At 67.8% G+C, this 13,316-nt stretch carries 15 protein-coding genes and 1 pseudogene; 6 read left to right on the top strand and 10 right to left on the bottom strand.

Features of this window, described 5'->3' with window-relative positions; translation table 11 throughout:
• Positions 1-38 precede the first annotated feature (38 nt).
• The gene (locus ACFPIH_RS42310) at positions 39-1,658 is read left to right on the top strand and encodes a PAS domain-containing sensor histidine kinase (protein WP_381183352.1); all 1,620 of its coding nucleotides are present in this window, start codon (positions 39-41) and stop codon (positions 1,656-1,658) included.
• The gene (locus ACFPIH_RS42305; RefSeq protein ID WP_381183351.1) at positions 1,651-2,331 is read left to right on the top strand and encodes a response regulator; all 681 of its coding nucleotides are present in this window, start codon (positions 1,651-1,653) and stop codon (positions 2,329-2,331) included. The genes ACFPIH_RS42310 and ACFPIH_RS42305 overlap by 8 nt, the downstream gene beginning before the upstream one ends.
• Before the next feature lie 29 nt (positions 2,332-2,360).
• On the opposite strand, the gene ACFPIH_RS42300 is transcribed toward ACFPIH_RS42305, so the two are convergent.
• The 9 genes from ACFPIH_RS42300 to ACFPIH_RS42260 all read right to left on the bottom strand — a co-directional run bounded on the left by ACFPIH_RS42300 (position 2,361) and on the right by ACFPIH_RS42260 (position 8,969).
• Entirely contained in the window at positions 2,361-2,639 is a 279-nt protein-coding gene (locus ACFPIH_RS42300; RefSeq protein ID WP_381183348.1) for a muconolactone Delta-isomerase family protein, read from the bottom strand.
• Between the two features lie 17 nt (positions 2,640-2,656).
• Positions 2,657-3,364, bottom strand: coding sequence for an alpha/beta fold hydrolase (locus ACFPIH_RS42295; protein WP_381183345.1), 708 nt, complete (start codon positions 3,362-3,364; stop codon positions 2,657-2,659).
• The gene (locus ACFPIH_RS42290) at positions 3,361-4,218 is read right to left on the bottom strand and encodes a class III extradiol dioxygenase subunit beta (RefSeq protein WP_381183516.1); all 858 of its coding nucleotides are present in this window, start codon (positions 4,216-4,218) and stop codon (positions 3,361-3,363) included. The genes ACFPIH_RS42295 and ACFPIH_RS42290 overlap by 4 nt, the downstream gene beginning before the upstream one ends.
• 1 nt (position 4,219) lies before the next feature.
• Positions 4,220-4,564, bottom strand: a complete 345-nt coding sequence (locus ACFPIH_RS42285) for a protocatechuate 3,4-dioxygenase (protein ID WP_381183343.1) — start codon at positions 4,562-4,564, stop codon at positions 4,220-4,222.
• 9 nt (positions 4,565-4,573) lie between these two features.
• A complete protein-coding gene (locus ACFPIH_RS42280) occupies positions 4,574-5,419 on the bottom strand; it encodes a bifunctional 5,10-methylenetetrahydrofolate dehydrogenase/5,10-methenyltetrahydrofolate cyclohydrolase (RefSeq protein ID WP_381183340.1) in 846 nt (281 codons plus the stop codon).
• A gap of 9 nt (positions 5,420-5,428) precedes the next feature.
• Positions 5,429-6,298 carry a formyltetrahydrofolate deformylase gene (gene purU / locus ACFPIH_RS42275; RefSeq protein ID WP_381183338.1) on the bottom strand — a complete coding sequence of 290 codons (870 nt, stop codon included), beginning with the start codon at positions 6,296-6,298 and terminating at the stop codon, positions 5,429-5,431.
• A complete protein-coding gene (locus ACFPIH_RS42270; RefSeq protein ID WP_381183336.1) occupies positions 6,295-7,185 on the bottom strand; it encodes a methylenetetrahydrofolate reductase in 891 nt (296 codons plus the stop codon). Before ACFPIH_RS42270 ends, purU begins: the two co-directional genes overlap by 4 nt.
• Before the next feature lie 306 nt (positions 7,186-7,491).
• The gene (gene pabB, locus ACFPIH_RS42265) at positions 7,492-8,646 is read right to left on the bottom strand and encodes an aminodeoxychorismate synthase component I (protein WP_381183333.1); all 1,155 of its coding nucleotides are present in this window, start codon (positions 8,644-8,646) and stop codon (positions 7,492-7,494) included.
• Entirely contained in the window at positions 8,646-8,969 is a 324-nt protein-coding gene (locus tag ACFPIH_RS42260; RefSeq protein ID WP_381183331.1) for a hypothetical protein, read from the bottom strand. Before ACFPIH_RS42260 ends, pabB begins: the two co-directional genes overlap by 1 nt.
• 186 nt (positions 8,970-9,155) lie before the next feature.
• Between ACFPIH_RS42260 and ACFPIH_RS42255 the strand changes: the two genes are divergently transcribed.
• The 4 genes and pseudogenes from ACFPIH_RS42255 to ACFPIH_RS56545 all read left to right on the top strand — a co-directional run.
• On the top strand, positions 9,156-9,878 hold the full coding sequence (locus tag ACFPIH_RS42255; protein WP_381183329.1) for a PIG-L deacetylase family protein: 723 nt from the start codon (positions 9,156-9,158) through the stop codon (positions 9,876-9,878).
• Positions 9,875-10,570 (top strand): 4-carboxy-4-hydroxy-2-oxoadipate aldolase/oxaloacetate decarboxylase, encoded by a 696-nt coding sequence (locus ACFPIH_RS42250; protein WP_381183327.1) that lies wholly within the window; start codon positions 9,875-9,877, stop codon positions 10,568-10,570. Before ACFPIH_RS42255 ends, ACFPIH_RS42250 begins: the two co-directional genes overlap by 4 nt.
• Positions 10,571-10,616: 46 nt before the next feature.
• Positions 10,617-12,020 (top strand): vanillate/3-O-methylgallate O-demethylase, encoded by a 1,404-nt coding sequence (gene ligM, locus ACFPIH_RS42245; RefSeq protein WP_381183325.1) that lies wholly within the window; start codon positions 10,617-10,619, stop codon positions 12,018-12,020.
• A 376-nt stretch (positions 12,021-12,396) separates the two neighbouring features.
• Positions 12,397-12,546 (top strand): annotated as a pseudogene (locus tag ACFPIH_RS56545) (OB-fold nucleic acid binding domain-containing protein); the annotation flags it as partial.
• On the opposite strand, the gene ACFPIH_RS42240 reads toward ACFPIH_RS56545, so the two are convergent.
• Positions 12,494-12,868 carry a hypothetical protein gene (locus ACFPIH_RS42240; RefSeq protein WP_381183522.1) on the bottom strand — a complete coding sequence of 125 codons (375 nt, stop codon included), beginning with the start codon at positions 12,866-12,868 and terminating at the stop codon, positions 12,494-12,496. The pseudogene ACFPIH_RS56545 and the gene ACFPIH_RS42240 sit on opposite strands and share 53 nt — an antisense overlap.
• Between the last annotated feature and the right edge of the window lie 448 nt (positions 12,869-13,316).

The raw sequence follows: 13,316 nt of genomic DNA, 5'->3' as shown, positions 1-13,316 counted from the left end.
GGCTTGGCGAGAACGGCCGGGCAGTTGATGATGACAAGGTGCACGATGAGGTGGACCCGCTGACGCTCGCCGCTCCCTTCGACGTGAGCGCCGACCTGCTGCTTCAGACGCTCATGGAGGTGTCGGCGGACGGGCTGGCGGTGGTCGATTCGCAGGGCCGCTTCGTGGTCGTCAATGACGCGGCGGCCCGGATCCTGGGCCTGCCCGCTGCCGGGCTGACAGGGCGGACCGCGCCCTTCCCCGTCCACGAGGAGGGGGACCGTCCCTTCGCGGAGTCGTTGCCCACGTCATGGTGGGGCCCGGACGGTCGCTGCCGTGATCTTGAGTACCGGAAGAAGCCCCTAGGGGAAGCGGGATACGCCGTGTGGTTCAGTGACGTGACCGGGGCGCGCAGACAGCAGGAGCGTCTGACCGCCATCACTCGTGCGGCGTCGAGCGTCGCCGACGCCGGCTCACTGCACGCGACCCTCGACGCGGTCGCGCGGGAGATCGTGCTGACCGCGAACATCGCAGCCGTTCAGATTCTGGCCGTCGACAACCCCGCGGACGAGCTGCGGGTTCTGGGCATGGCGGGCTTCGGGGACGTCACGGACTTCACCGAGCGGCTGGCCGCCTGTCGCCGGAGGGGCGCCAAGGTGCACTTCTTCGACGCCTTCCTCGGCAGGCGGCCGGTCGTGGTCCCGCACCGCAAGGCGGCGATCATGGCGGATCCCCGCTGGGCCCCGCTGCACGAGTTCATGGACCGCCCGGACTGGGACGGTTTCGTCGCCATGCCCCTCGTGGTACGTGGCCGTCCTGTCGGCGTGATCAACACCTACTACCTCCCCGGGGAGGATCCCGGCGCAGGCTCTCTGGCGTTCCTGGAGACCATGGCCGACCACGCCGCCGTTGCCATCGACACCGCCGCACTGCTGTCGCAAGCCCGCTCCCGCGCCCAGCAGGACGAGCGCCGGCGGCTCGCCCGGGACCTGCACGACTCGGTGGTCCAGCAGCTGTTTTCCATGCGGATGCAGGCGAAAGCCCTTCGTGCCCAGCTCGACAGCGCCGTTCCCGACGCGGCCGCGATGTACGACGGCGCCGAGGAACTCGCCGAACTGTCCGACAGCGCGCTCGCCGATCTACGTCGGCTCGTCTTCGAGTTGCGCCCGCTGGACCTGAGCGAACACGGCCTGGTCGACGCGGTCCGGGCGCACGCCGCGAGCGTGGAGAGCCGCACCGGGTTGGCCGTACGGGTGAGAGCTCTCGCGGGCCTGGAGCTGGGCTATGGAATCGACATACAGGAGGACCTGTACCGCATCGTCCAGGAGGCCCTGCACAACGTGGTGAAACACGCCCACGCCGCCTGCGTGGACATTCGCTTCGCGTTGGTCGAGGGCGGTGGTGACGCCCCGCTCGATGCGGGCGTCCCGGCTGACGGACTGTTCCTGGAGGGCCTGTACGTCGAGGTCTCGGACGACGGCAGCGGAGCGGACCCGGCAGCGGACGCCGCAGCCGACCGCTCGCCTCATCTCGGACTGGTGTCGATGCGCGAACGCGCCGAGCGATGGGGCGGACAGCTGATCGCCGGTCCCCGGCCCGGGACGGGCTGGAGGGTCGCGGTGACACTGCCGGCGGCGTGGTATGCCTCCGGCGCAGAGGAAGGAAGAAGCGATGAATGAGCCCATGACCGCGTCGGACGTCATCCGGATCATGGTGGTCGACGACCACACGATCGTACGGCGGGGCCTGCTGGCCTACATCGCCACGGTTCCGGCGTTCCGGATGATCGGAGAAGCCGCCGACGGCGAGCAGGCACTCGCCCTGCTGCGGGAGTGGCACGTTCTCGGGCAGCCCCTGCCGGACGTCGTGCTGATGGACCTCCAGATGCCGGGCATGGGCGGCGTAGCGGCCACCGAGGAGATCACCGAGACCTACCCGGACGTGAAAGTCGTCATCCTCACCAGCTTCGGCGAGGTGGAACGGGTGCACGCCGCGCTCGCCGCCAACGCGGCCGGCTATCTCCTCAAGGACGCCGATCCCGACGAGGTGGTCACCGCCGTCCGCGCCGCCGCGGCCGGAGACGTGCACCTGAACACGGCCGTCGCGCGTCGACTCACCCGACGCATGGCCGCACCCAGCGTCGGTCTGACCGCGCTGACCATCCGCGAGCGGGAGATCCTCGCCCTCGTGGCAGAGGGCCAGTCCAACCGGGACATTGCCCGTCACCTGGTCATCAGCGAACGCACCGCCCGCACCCATGTGAGCAATGTACTGGCCAAACTCAAATTGGCCTCCCGCACCCAGGCGGCGCTCCTGGCCATCCGGGAGGGGCTGGTACCGCCACCGAGCTGACCGTTCCCGGGATCCCGGAGCTGGAACGGTCAAGCACGTTCCTGAGGGTGTGCGGCGAGTGCTTCGACGGACACATCCATCCACTTCCACATGGGCAGCGAGGTGAGCGCGTCGTGCAGCGCGGCCGGGTCCACCGCCTCGTACAACCCGATGGTGGCGTTGCGGCCGGGTACACGCCAAAGTCGCTTGAGGATCCCTGCCTCGCGGAGCTCCATCGCGCGCTCACGCTCGGCCGCGCGCAGCTTCTCGCGGATCTCGTCGGATGTGTCCACTGGCAGCAGGTTTTCGGTGCGGACCAGAAATTCCATGGTTCGTCCTTATGGGCTCAGGTAGCTGCAACGGTCAGCAACAGGTCCGCCAGTGCGTCGGGCGCGGTGACCATGGCCTCGTGCCCGGTGGCGATCGTGTGCACGGGCCAGCCCCTCGTTCCCGCGCGTTCCGCGTGCGCCTGGAACACGCGGATCCAGTCCGTGCACTCGATGAACGCCGCGGGCACGCGGTCCGCAGCGCCGGTGAGCCGGAGCGGCTCGGTGTAGGTGAGCCACGGATGCGGGGTCAGACGGGCACTCAGCCAGTCCACGTCGGGCTTTTCGGTAACTCCGAGGACCTGCAGGGACCGGACCGGGATGAGCCATCCGAAGCCGGGGCCGGCGACCGACTCCCGGTAGTGGCCCGCGACCTTCTCCGGCTGCAGATCGATGGCGGACTCGCCGTCGTCCCCCACGAACGCGTCGAGGTAGACCCGTTGCGCCAGGCGCTGCGGGACGCGGTCGGCCACGCCGGTCACGACCTGACCTGCGTAGCTGTGGCCGACGAGGACGACGTCCCGCGCGTCGTAGGCCTCGATGAGCGCCACGACGTCTTCGATGTGAGTGCCGAGCCCGACAGAGGGGGTCAACAGGTGTGCCCGGTCGCTGACCCCGGTGAGCGTCGGCGTGTGCACTTCGTGACCGGCGGCGCGGAGCAACGGTGCGACACGTTGCCACACCCAGCCGCCGTGCCAGGCGCCGTGCAGCAGGACGAACGTGCTCACAGGACCACCGTGCCCTTGGCACCGAGATCTTCGAACAGCGCCAGCGCCGCAGCGGTGTTGGACGCCGGGACGTGGTAAGTGTCGTGGACGCGGCGGATGTTGTCGCTGAGGGCACCACGCATGACCAGCCACATGATCAGCTCGATCCCCTCGGTGCCGGCATCCCTGATGTAGTCCTCCCGGGTGAGGGCGGCGAGCTTGCCGGGATCGGTCTCGATGGCTTCGAGGAACATCGTGTCGAACTCTTTGTTGATCAACCCCGCCCGGGCGCCGGACAGTTGGTGCGACATACCGCCGGTTCCGAAGACAGCGACCTTGACATCCTTCGGGTAGGAACGGATCGCCCGCCCCAGGGCCTGTCCGAGCGCGTGGCAGCGCGCCGCGGTCGGCTGCGGGTACTGGATCACATTGACCAGCATCGGGACCACCGGGCACGGCCAGGCGTCGCCCGGCTCCGGGCAGTACACCGACAGCGGCACGGTGAGGCCGTGGTCGACGTCGAGTTGGTGGAAGGTGGCGATGTCGAACGACGAGTCCATCAGCTCGCGCACCAGATGCTCGCTCAGCTCCGGGGCCCCGATCACCGGCGGCACGCGGCGGCGTCCCCAGCCCTCGTCGGCGACGGCGTAGAAGTCGGCCGTGCCGATGCCGAACGTGGGGACCAGGTCCAGGTCCACGGCGTTGGCATGGTCGTTGTAGACGACGATCGCGACATCAGGCCGGTGTTCGGCCATCCACTCACGGGCAGGCGCGTACCCGTCGAACAGCGGTTTCCAGTACGGGTCGTCGGTCTTGTGATGGTCCATGGCAGCCCCGATCGAGGGGACGTGCGAGGTCGCCAGACCCCAGATCACCTCAGCCAAACCTCCGCCCTCCCGACCGCAGCTCCGCCGCGAACTCCTCTGTTGTCATCCCGGTGAACACGCCACCGAGGTACTGCATCGACTTCTCGTCCATCATCGCGAGCTTGAACGTGTAGAAAATGGAGGCTCCGAGATCCTGCATTCCGATCCAGTCCCGTTCGACAACGGCCTTCTTCTGCTCGGGCGACAGTCCGTACGCGTCGCAGTAGGCTGCCTCGTCCGCGGTGAACCGCTCCCGGTTCTCCGCGTGCCTCAGTGATCCGCACAGCCGGTTGAGCGCGTAGCCACGCCGGTTCTGTGCGATGTCGAGGATGTAGTTGTCATGTGCCTTTTTCATGTCCCTCCCTCACCTCGCCGATTCGTGGTGCCGGGCTGCCTCGACGGTCTGCGCGATCAGCGTGGCGATGGTCATCGGTCCGACGCCGCCGGGAACCGGGGTGATGTACGACGCCCGCTCGGCGGCGGCGCCGTACTCGACGTCTCCGCGGTTGTCGGCGTAGCCCGCGTCGACCACGACGGCACCGGGTTTGATCCAGTCACCGCGGATCAGTTCCGGGCTACCGGCCGCGGCGACGACGATGTCGGCGTGCGAGACGTGGTCGGCCAGCCCGGCGGTCCGGGAGTGGCAGTAGGTCACCGTCGCGTCGCGGGCGAGCAGCAGCATGCCGACCGGCTTGCCGAGGATCGGGCTGCGGCCGACGACGACCGCGTGCCGGCCCGTCAGCGGGATGGCGTGGGCGTCGAGCAGGGCCATGATCCCGCCGGGGGTGGCTGACGTGAAGCCGCCCTCGTCGAAGGCCATCGTCGCGAACGACGTCCGCGTCACTCCGTCGACGTCCTTGGACGGCGCGATCGCCTCGAAGGCGGCTCGTTCGTCGATGTGGTCCGGTACCGGGTGCTGGAGCAGGATCCCGTCGACGGTGGGGTCGGCCGAGAGCTCATGGATCTGCTTGACCAGGGCCGAGGTGGTGATGTCCGCGTCCAGGTCGATGCGAAGAGAGTGGATGCCGACTTTCGCGCACCGATTCGCCTTCATGCCGACGTAGGTGTGCGAGGCAGGGTCGTCGCCGACGAGTACGGTTGCCAGAACCGGAACCCGACCGTGCTCGGCGACGAGGGCGGTGACATCCTCCCGCACCCGGTCGAGGATGCCTGCTGCGACGGCGCGGCCGTCCAGAATCTTCGCGGTCACTCGAACTCCCTAGAAGACGACGGTGGAGTTGCCGTCGCGGACGACACGGTCGTCGCAGTGCCAGGACACGGCCCGGGACAGCACGAGCCGCTCGACGTCGGCGCCCCTGCGCTGCAGTTCGCGCGCGGACTCCCGGTGCGAGACGCGGATGACGTCCTGCTCGATGATGGGGCCCTCGTCCAGGTCCTCGGTCACGTAATGCGCCGTCGCCCCCACCAACTTGACGCCGCGTTCCTTCGCCCGCTGATAGGGGCCCGCGCCCATGAACGCGGGCAGGAACGAATGGTGAATGTTGATCACCGGTACGCCGAGTTCGTCCAGGAAGCCACCCGAGATGATCTGCATGTAACGGGCGAGAACGAGCAGATCGACGTTGCCCTTGAGCAGATTGAGGTGCTCCTTCTCAGCAGCGGCCTTCCCGTCCTTCTCCACGGGGACGTGGAAGAACGGGATGCCGAACCGGCGGACGTCGTCGCCCAGGTCCGGGTGGTTGGAGATGACCATCGGGATGCTCATACGCAGCTCGCCGCGGCGCTGCCGCCACAGCAGGTCGAGCAGGCAGTGGTCGGCCTTGGACACGAGGATGGCGACCCGCTTGTGCCGTTTGGCCTCCACCAGACGGTAGGTCAGACCCAGGCCGTCGACCAGCTTCTCCTCGATCGCCTGGTCGAGCTCGTCCAGCCTGACCGACAGGCCGGGCAGATGGAAGACGGTGCGCTGGAAGAACCGGCCTCCCGTCGGGTCGCTCGTGGACTGGTCGAGGGACACGATGTTGGCGCCCTGCTCGACCAGCACGGTCGATACCCGGGACACGATGCCCGGCTGATCGGCGCCCTGCACGATGAGGCGGCCGTAGTCCTCGGCGAGGTCCCCGGTCATGACCTGTCCTCCCTTTCGGCCAATGAGGCCAGCAGTTCCCGACGCCAGAGCTCGGTTCTGCGGAGCTCGTTGAACGTGAAGATGTGCAGCCCGGAGATGTTGTTGTCAGTCCTGGGGGCCGCCGCGCCGAGTTGCCTGGCCAGCTTCGTCGGGTTGTAGACGCCGGGCAGCAGGAACCGCCAGAGCAGGCTCTGTTGCTTCTGCAGAAAGCGCGCCGACTGGCCGAGCCCGATGCCCGCGGAGATGCGGATGAGTTTCTGCCGACTGACCGGCCCCGGTATACCGACGAAGACCGGCAGGTCGATCTCGGCGGTGACGAGGTCGGCCGCCCACCGGCTGGTCGTGCTCGCGTCGAAGCAGATCTGCGTCAGGACACGGCTCGCCAGCGGCGCCTTCAGCCTCAGGGCCTGTTCGATCGCCTGCTGTGGGATGGCTCCGTGTCCTTCGGGGTAGCCGCCGATCCCCACGTCCTGAAACGGGTGGCCGAGCTCTTGCATCGCCTGCAGAAGGTCGAATGCGCCGGTGAACCGACCGGTCGGCGTGTGCGTGTCACCCCCCACGACGAAGACCGACTTCACTCCCGCGTTGCCGAGGCGGCCAACGACGTCCGCGACGTGCTTGTCGTCGACGAACAGCCGGGCCGGCAGGTGTGGGGCGACCTGGTACCCGTGCCCCAGCAAGCGCTCGGTGAGACCGAGCGTGGCGTCGATCCCCTTCGCCTCGGTGACGGTGACCGTGAGGGGGACCGTCGTGGGCACGTGATCGACGACATCCTGCTCGGTCTTCTTGAACGGCATCACCTCGTAGCTCATGTTGCGCACGAGGTCCGCCAGACTCGAGGGCCGGCTTCGGTGGCCGGCCGCCTCCGTGTTGCTCAGGTTCACCATGAATCCTCGATCTCGGGGCGAGTGTGGGTGACGCAGGACCTGCGGTAGGAGTCGCGGACATCCTGAACACCCGGTGCGGGAGCGTGGCTCGTGAGGCGACCGGGCGCTGCCGTTCGGGCGCTCGCCTCGGCGGAATCGGGCTCCTGCCCCCACAGCGCCGTCACCTCGGTGCCCGGCTGCTCGGCGGACCGAAGTGGACGGCGGCGAATCCGCCGTATTCAGTAGAGCCGAAGGCGCATCGCGTTTCGTCGGGCATCGAGACCTACTTGCCCGCGACAAATGACCAATGTGGGCGGGCCGCCCGCCCTACCGTCCCTGCGGGGAGGATGCGGTCAGCACCGCGGCCTTGGCCTGCAGCTCCGTGTACTCGGCGTCAGCCCTGGAGTCCCAGGTGATGCCACCGCCGGTGCCGTATGTCGCACGGCCCTGTCCACGATCGACGACCAGTGTGCGGATCGCTACGTTGAACCGTGCGCGAACGCGTGCGCCTGAAGGGGCGACCACGCCTACCGCGCCACAGTAGACACCACGTGGCGTCGGTTCGAGGCTCCGGATGATCTCCATGGTGCGCTGCTTGGGTGCGCCGGTGACCGACCCGCACGGGAACAGCGCACGGAACATGTCGACAAGCCCGACATCCGGCCGCAGCCGCGCGGTGACGTCGGAGGTGAGCTGGTGCACGGTCTCGTATCGCTCGGCCCGGCACAGCGCGGGGACGGACACTCCTCCGCTGACCGCGAGTTTCGACACGTCGTTCCGCACGAGGTCGACGATCATGATGTTCTCGGCGCGTTCCTTCTCACTCGACCTCAGGCGTGCCACGATCTCGCGGTCCTCGGCCTCCGAGCTTCCTCGTCGCGCGGTGCCCTTCATCGGCCTCATGAGCAGCCGCTCGCCGCGTGTTTCGAAGAACAGTTCAGGGCTCGCGCCGGCGATCACGAACCGGCCGGTGTCGAGGTAGGAGTTGTAGGCGCCGCCCTGTGCGTGTGCGAGATCCGCGTACAGCTGGAGAAGGTCGCCGTCTGCTTCCGCGGTCATCCGGGTCGTGAGGTTGCACTGGTACGTCTCGCCCGCCGCTATGAGAGCGCGAACGGTCTCGACCTTCCGGCGATGTTCGTCCGGCGTCCAGCCACATCGCCACTCGCCCACCTGGTAGGCGCGATGCGTGGGCCGGGCGATCACGGGCACCGTTTCCGGCTCCTGGGAAATTCCGAACCAGGCCGGAGGGAGACCGTCGGGGGGTTCGTGTACCGCCAGCGAGGCATCGAGCCCGGCGGCGGCCTCATAGGCGACGAACCCGAATGCCCACCATCCTTTGCTGGTGGCGTACTCGACCTCGGCCAGTACGTCCGGGACGTGCTCGGGCCGGGTGGCCTTGAGGTGACAGGCCGTACCCGGGAAACGGCGGCCGGTTCCGGCGCGCAGGTCGTCGAACCGGCCCCATGCGTTCGGTGACCGCATCAGGACGTCACTGTCCCTTCGCCGGCCGCCGCGGTCCCGGCTTCCCGCACGGCGATCCGGGGCGACGTCTCGCCGAGTACGGCGGTGCGATCGAGATCGACAGCGTTCAGGAGTGCGATGCGGCAGTTCCGCGCCACGGTCTCAGTGGCGTCGAGCAATCCCCCGAAGCTTGTTTCGGTAACCGCGCAGTCCAATTTCGCGCCTGGGAAGAACTGCAGTGCCACCGCGGTCACGAAGTCCGTTACAGGAGAGGGGAAATTCGCCACGGGACAGCGCTCCATGTCGCGGCGAATGGTCATCAAATCGGTTTCGCGGAATCTCATTCGGCTCACTTTATGGCGCCACAGGAGCGGTCAATAGCGGTCCGATGTCGGCTCTCGTGGCGTCAATCAGCCAGGCATGGTCGAGTCAAATGACGTAGCGCAGATCGGACTCCCGGACCTGATGCACAACGCCGCCGACTCCTAGTGTCCCCAGTGAGCGTCAACAACGATCGAGGAGATGCCGGAATGAGCTCCCTACTAGTGGTCAGCGCCCACGCGGGTGACTTCGTCTGGCGTGCCGCGGGGGCGATTGCCCTGGCGACCAGCAGAGGTCAGCGGGCGAAGGTCCTGTGCCTGAGCTTCGGAGAGCGGGGCGAATCGGCCAAGGCCTGGCGCGAGGGCAAAACGCTGGAAGAGATCAAGTCCATCCGGCGGGGCGAGGCCGAGAGCGCGGCGGCCGTGCTGGGGGCCGACATCGAGTTTCTCGATGCCGGTGACTATCCGTTGCGGGAGTCCGACGAACTGGTGGACCGCATCGTGCGGATCTACCGCGAGGTGAACCCGTCCGTCGTGCTCACCCACCCGTTGGCCGACCCCTACAACGGCGACCACCCCGCGGCGGCGCGGATGGCCCTGCAGGCACGCGTGCTGGCCCAGGCCATTGGCTACGACGCGCCCGGTGAGCCCCTCGGCGCTCCTCCGGTCTTCTTCTTCGAACCCCACCAGCCGGAACAGTGCGACTTCAAGCCCAACGTGCTGCTGGACATCACCGCGGTCTTCGAAACCAAGCGCAAGGCCATGGAATGCCTGCCTGCTCAGCAGCACATGTGGGACTACTACACGGATCTGGCCAAGCGCCGCGGGGTGCAGGTGAAGCGCAACGCCGGCCCCAACCTCGGCCTGCCGCACAACACCATGGGTGAGGCCTATGTACGGCTCTACCCGCAGGTCACCGGGGAGCTGGCATGAGGGCGGTCATCGTCACCGACCCGCCACGGGCGCCGATCGAGAAGGTCGACAAGCTCGCGCAGTACGGCGTCGCGACCGTGCACGAGGCTGTCGGGCGCACCGGTTTCCTCGGCCCTCGGATACGCCCGGTGCATTTCGGCTCCCGCATCGGCGGCACCGCGGTCACCGTTCTCTGCTGGCCCGGAGACAACCTGATGATCCACGCCGCCGTCGAGCAGTGCAGGCCTGGGGACGTTCTCGTCGTCACCACCACCTCGCCGAGCACAGACGGCATGTTCGGCGAGCTGTTCGCCACCGCCTTGCAGCTCCGCGGTGTTCGCGGCCTGATCACCGAGGCCGGTGTACGTGACGTAGCCGAACTCGACGCCATGGGCTTCCCGGTGTGGGCGGCTGCCGTCAGCGCGCAAGGCACGGTCAAGGCGACCGCCGGCTCAGTCAACGTCCCGATCGTTGTCGGCGGCCAGATCATCCGCGCAGGCGACACCATCCTGGCCGACGACGACGGTGCGATGGTCGTACCGCGCCAGCACGTCGATCAAGCAATCGACAAGGCACAGGCCCGCGTCGAGAAGGAAGACGCCGCGCGACAGGCCTTCCGAAACGGCGAACTCGGCCTCGACCGCTACGGCCTGCGCGCCAAGTTGGCCGACCTCGGCGTCGAATACATCAGCGCCGAGCAGTACGGACATTGAAGCCCCTACACGTCAAGCCCCAACCGTGCACCAAGAACGGAACCCGATGAGCGCGAAGAACCTGCAGGAAGTAATCGACCAGGCCGGAAACAGCGTGGAGCTGCTCCGCAATTCACAACTCGGCGCCTACATCTATCCGGTCGTCCCGATGGAATTCACCAACTTCCGGCGCGAAGTGACGGCCTGGCGGGACGCCGCGGTGCTGTTCGACCAGAGCCACCACATGGTCAACCTGTTCATCTCCGGACCGGACGCTCTCAAGCTGATCTCCGACACCGGAATCAACAGCGTCGCGAACTTTGGGATAAACACGGCCAAGCAGTTCGTCCCCGTCTCACCCGACGGCGGCGTCATCGGCGACGGCATCCTCTTCCGTGAAGCGGAGGAGGAGTTCGTATTCGTCGGACGCGCTCCCGTCGCGAACTGGCTGACGTACCAGGCCGGCAAGGGATACAACGTTGACCTCCGCCTCGACCAGCGATCGCCGTCCCGCCCGTACGGCAAGCAGGTGACCCGGGAGCTGTGGCGCTTTCAGATCCAGGGCCCCCGCGCATGGGAGGTCATCGAGAAAGTCAACGGTGCTCAGGTCGAGCAGGTCCGGTTCTTCCGCATGGGCCACATGAACATCGCCGGAGAACAGGTCCGCACGCTGCGGCACGGCATGGCCGGCGCGCCGGGCCTGGAGATCTGGGGGCCCTACGAGACCTACGACAAGGTACGCGACGCCATTCTCGAAGCCGGCCGCGAGTTCGGACTCGAACCGGCCGGTGCCCGTGCCTACTCCTGCAACACGCTCGAGTCCGGCTGGATCCCCTCCCCTCTGCCGGCCGTCTACACCGGTGACGAACTCCGCCCGTACCGCGAGTGGCTGGGCGCGGACAGCTACGAGGCCACCAACGCCCTGGCCGGCAGTTTCGTCTCGGACCGGATCGAGGACTACTACCTCAACCCCTGGGAGCTCGGCTACGGATCCTTCGTGAAGTTCGACCACGACTTCATCGGCCGGGACGCCCTGCAGGCCGTCGACCCCGGGGGGCAGCGGCGCAAGGTCACCCTGGCCTGGAACGCCGAGGACGTCGCGGGGCTCCTCGCCTCCCCTGTCGACCCGAAGGGCCCGGGCTACCAGTTCTTCGACCTGCCCAACGCGAACTACGGATCGTCCAGCTATGACTCCGTGGTCGACGCGGACGGCAACACCGTCGGGCTGTCAATGTTCACCGGCTACAGTGCCAATGAGCGCAAGGCCCTCTCCCTGGCGACCGTCAACCCGGATGTTCCGCTCGGCGCCGAAGTCCGCGTGATCTGGGGCGAACCCGGGGGCGGCAGCCGCAAGACCACGGTGCAACCGCACGAGCAGTTCGCCGTCCGTGCGATCGTCAGCCCCACCCCGTACTCGGCGATGGCCCGCGACTCCTACCAGCCCGGCTGGCGTACCTCAGTCCCGGTCTGATCGGATGAGACCGGGGCCTTCCACTGGGCGCGGGTTGCTTGAAGCTCCCTCCTGGTCATTGCGGCCCCCAGGGCCCGTGGGCTTGGGCTCCTCGCCCCGCCGTCATCGCGGAACACCGCGTTCGCATCAGCCGAGGCCACCAGTGAACTGCACCGGGCCTCAGGGAGATCGGCCCAGGCCTCCCCGGTCGAGAGCCGTGAGGACACCACCGGGCCGCCGTGCGCCGAACCGCTCGGCGTCGAGTGTGCCGGAGACAGCGGGGCGGGCAGTGCGAGGAGTTGCTGTCGGATGGCACTCCGGACGGCAGCGGCCTGGGACCCGGACCTGTTGAGGAGTGCGGACAGAGCCCAGCCCTGAATGTTCGGCCACCGGGTGCCTGAAGCGCCTGTGCCCCGGTCAGCAGGTCCTCGTCGCCGGCGTCCGCGCGTCCACCCAGACGCCGCCCATTGCGTCCGGGAAGCGGATCATCTTCGTCACCCTCGAAGACGGCTCCGGCCTGGTCGACCTGGCCTTCCTCGAAGGTTCAATTCGGCATAGGCGGCGTCGCCGGGAGTGATGGTGAAGTAGACCCGCCCGTGGCCCTCGGCGACCGACCAGGGCAGCAGGTCGTCGCGCAGGATCCACACGCCGTCCGCGGTCAACTCCGCCGCGCCACTCTTGGCCGCGGCGAGGAACAGCCGGCCGTCCACCAGTGCCATGTCGATCAGAGACAGTCCATATCGGCCCATGACGGCGAATCCCTGCTCCGCCGATCCACGCAGCAGCCGGCCGTCCCTCTTGCTGCTGATCAGCACGTCGCCGCCCGGGGGGAACGCGATACCGGTGAGTGTGTCTTTCGGTGGCTGCACCGTCCGGGTCCTTGAGCGTACGCGACCGCTCTCCGTCGAAATGCAGGATGGTGGTTGGAGGCCCGTCCGCGGATACAGCCGATGGGGCGCTTGAGACCGGGATCGTGCTGGGCCCAGACCTCGCCGTCCCAGTGGTAGAGCACTCCGCCGAAAGTGCCGACATGCACGTCCTGATCCGAAGTCCCCCAGATCACCCACGGACGGGGACGCAAGCTGTGGGATCTCTGCGCCGGCAGCTCCATATGACGCCAGGTGAGATCGCCCTCAGGCACATCGAACTCGAGATCGGCGATCCCCTCCTCGTCCGGCCGGGCCACCGGCGCTGTGGTCCAGATCAGGCCGGTGGTGCTCGTCAGCCAGGGATTCCCCTGAGGCGAACACGCGTGACCGGCTCACGGAACTTGTGCCGGACCCCGAATCTGAGCGTTGGAGCCACGCTGCACCCTGG

This window comes from Streptomyces vulcanius (assembly GCF_042653945.1).
GTDB lineage: Bacteria > Actinomycetota > Actinomycetes > Streptomycetales > Streptomycetaceae > Streptomyces > Streptomyces mangrovi.
The sequence above is the reverse complement of the archived record's forward strand: the minus strand, read 5'-3'. Positions and strand labels throughout refer to the sequence as shown.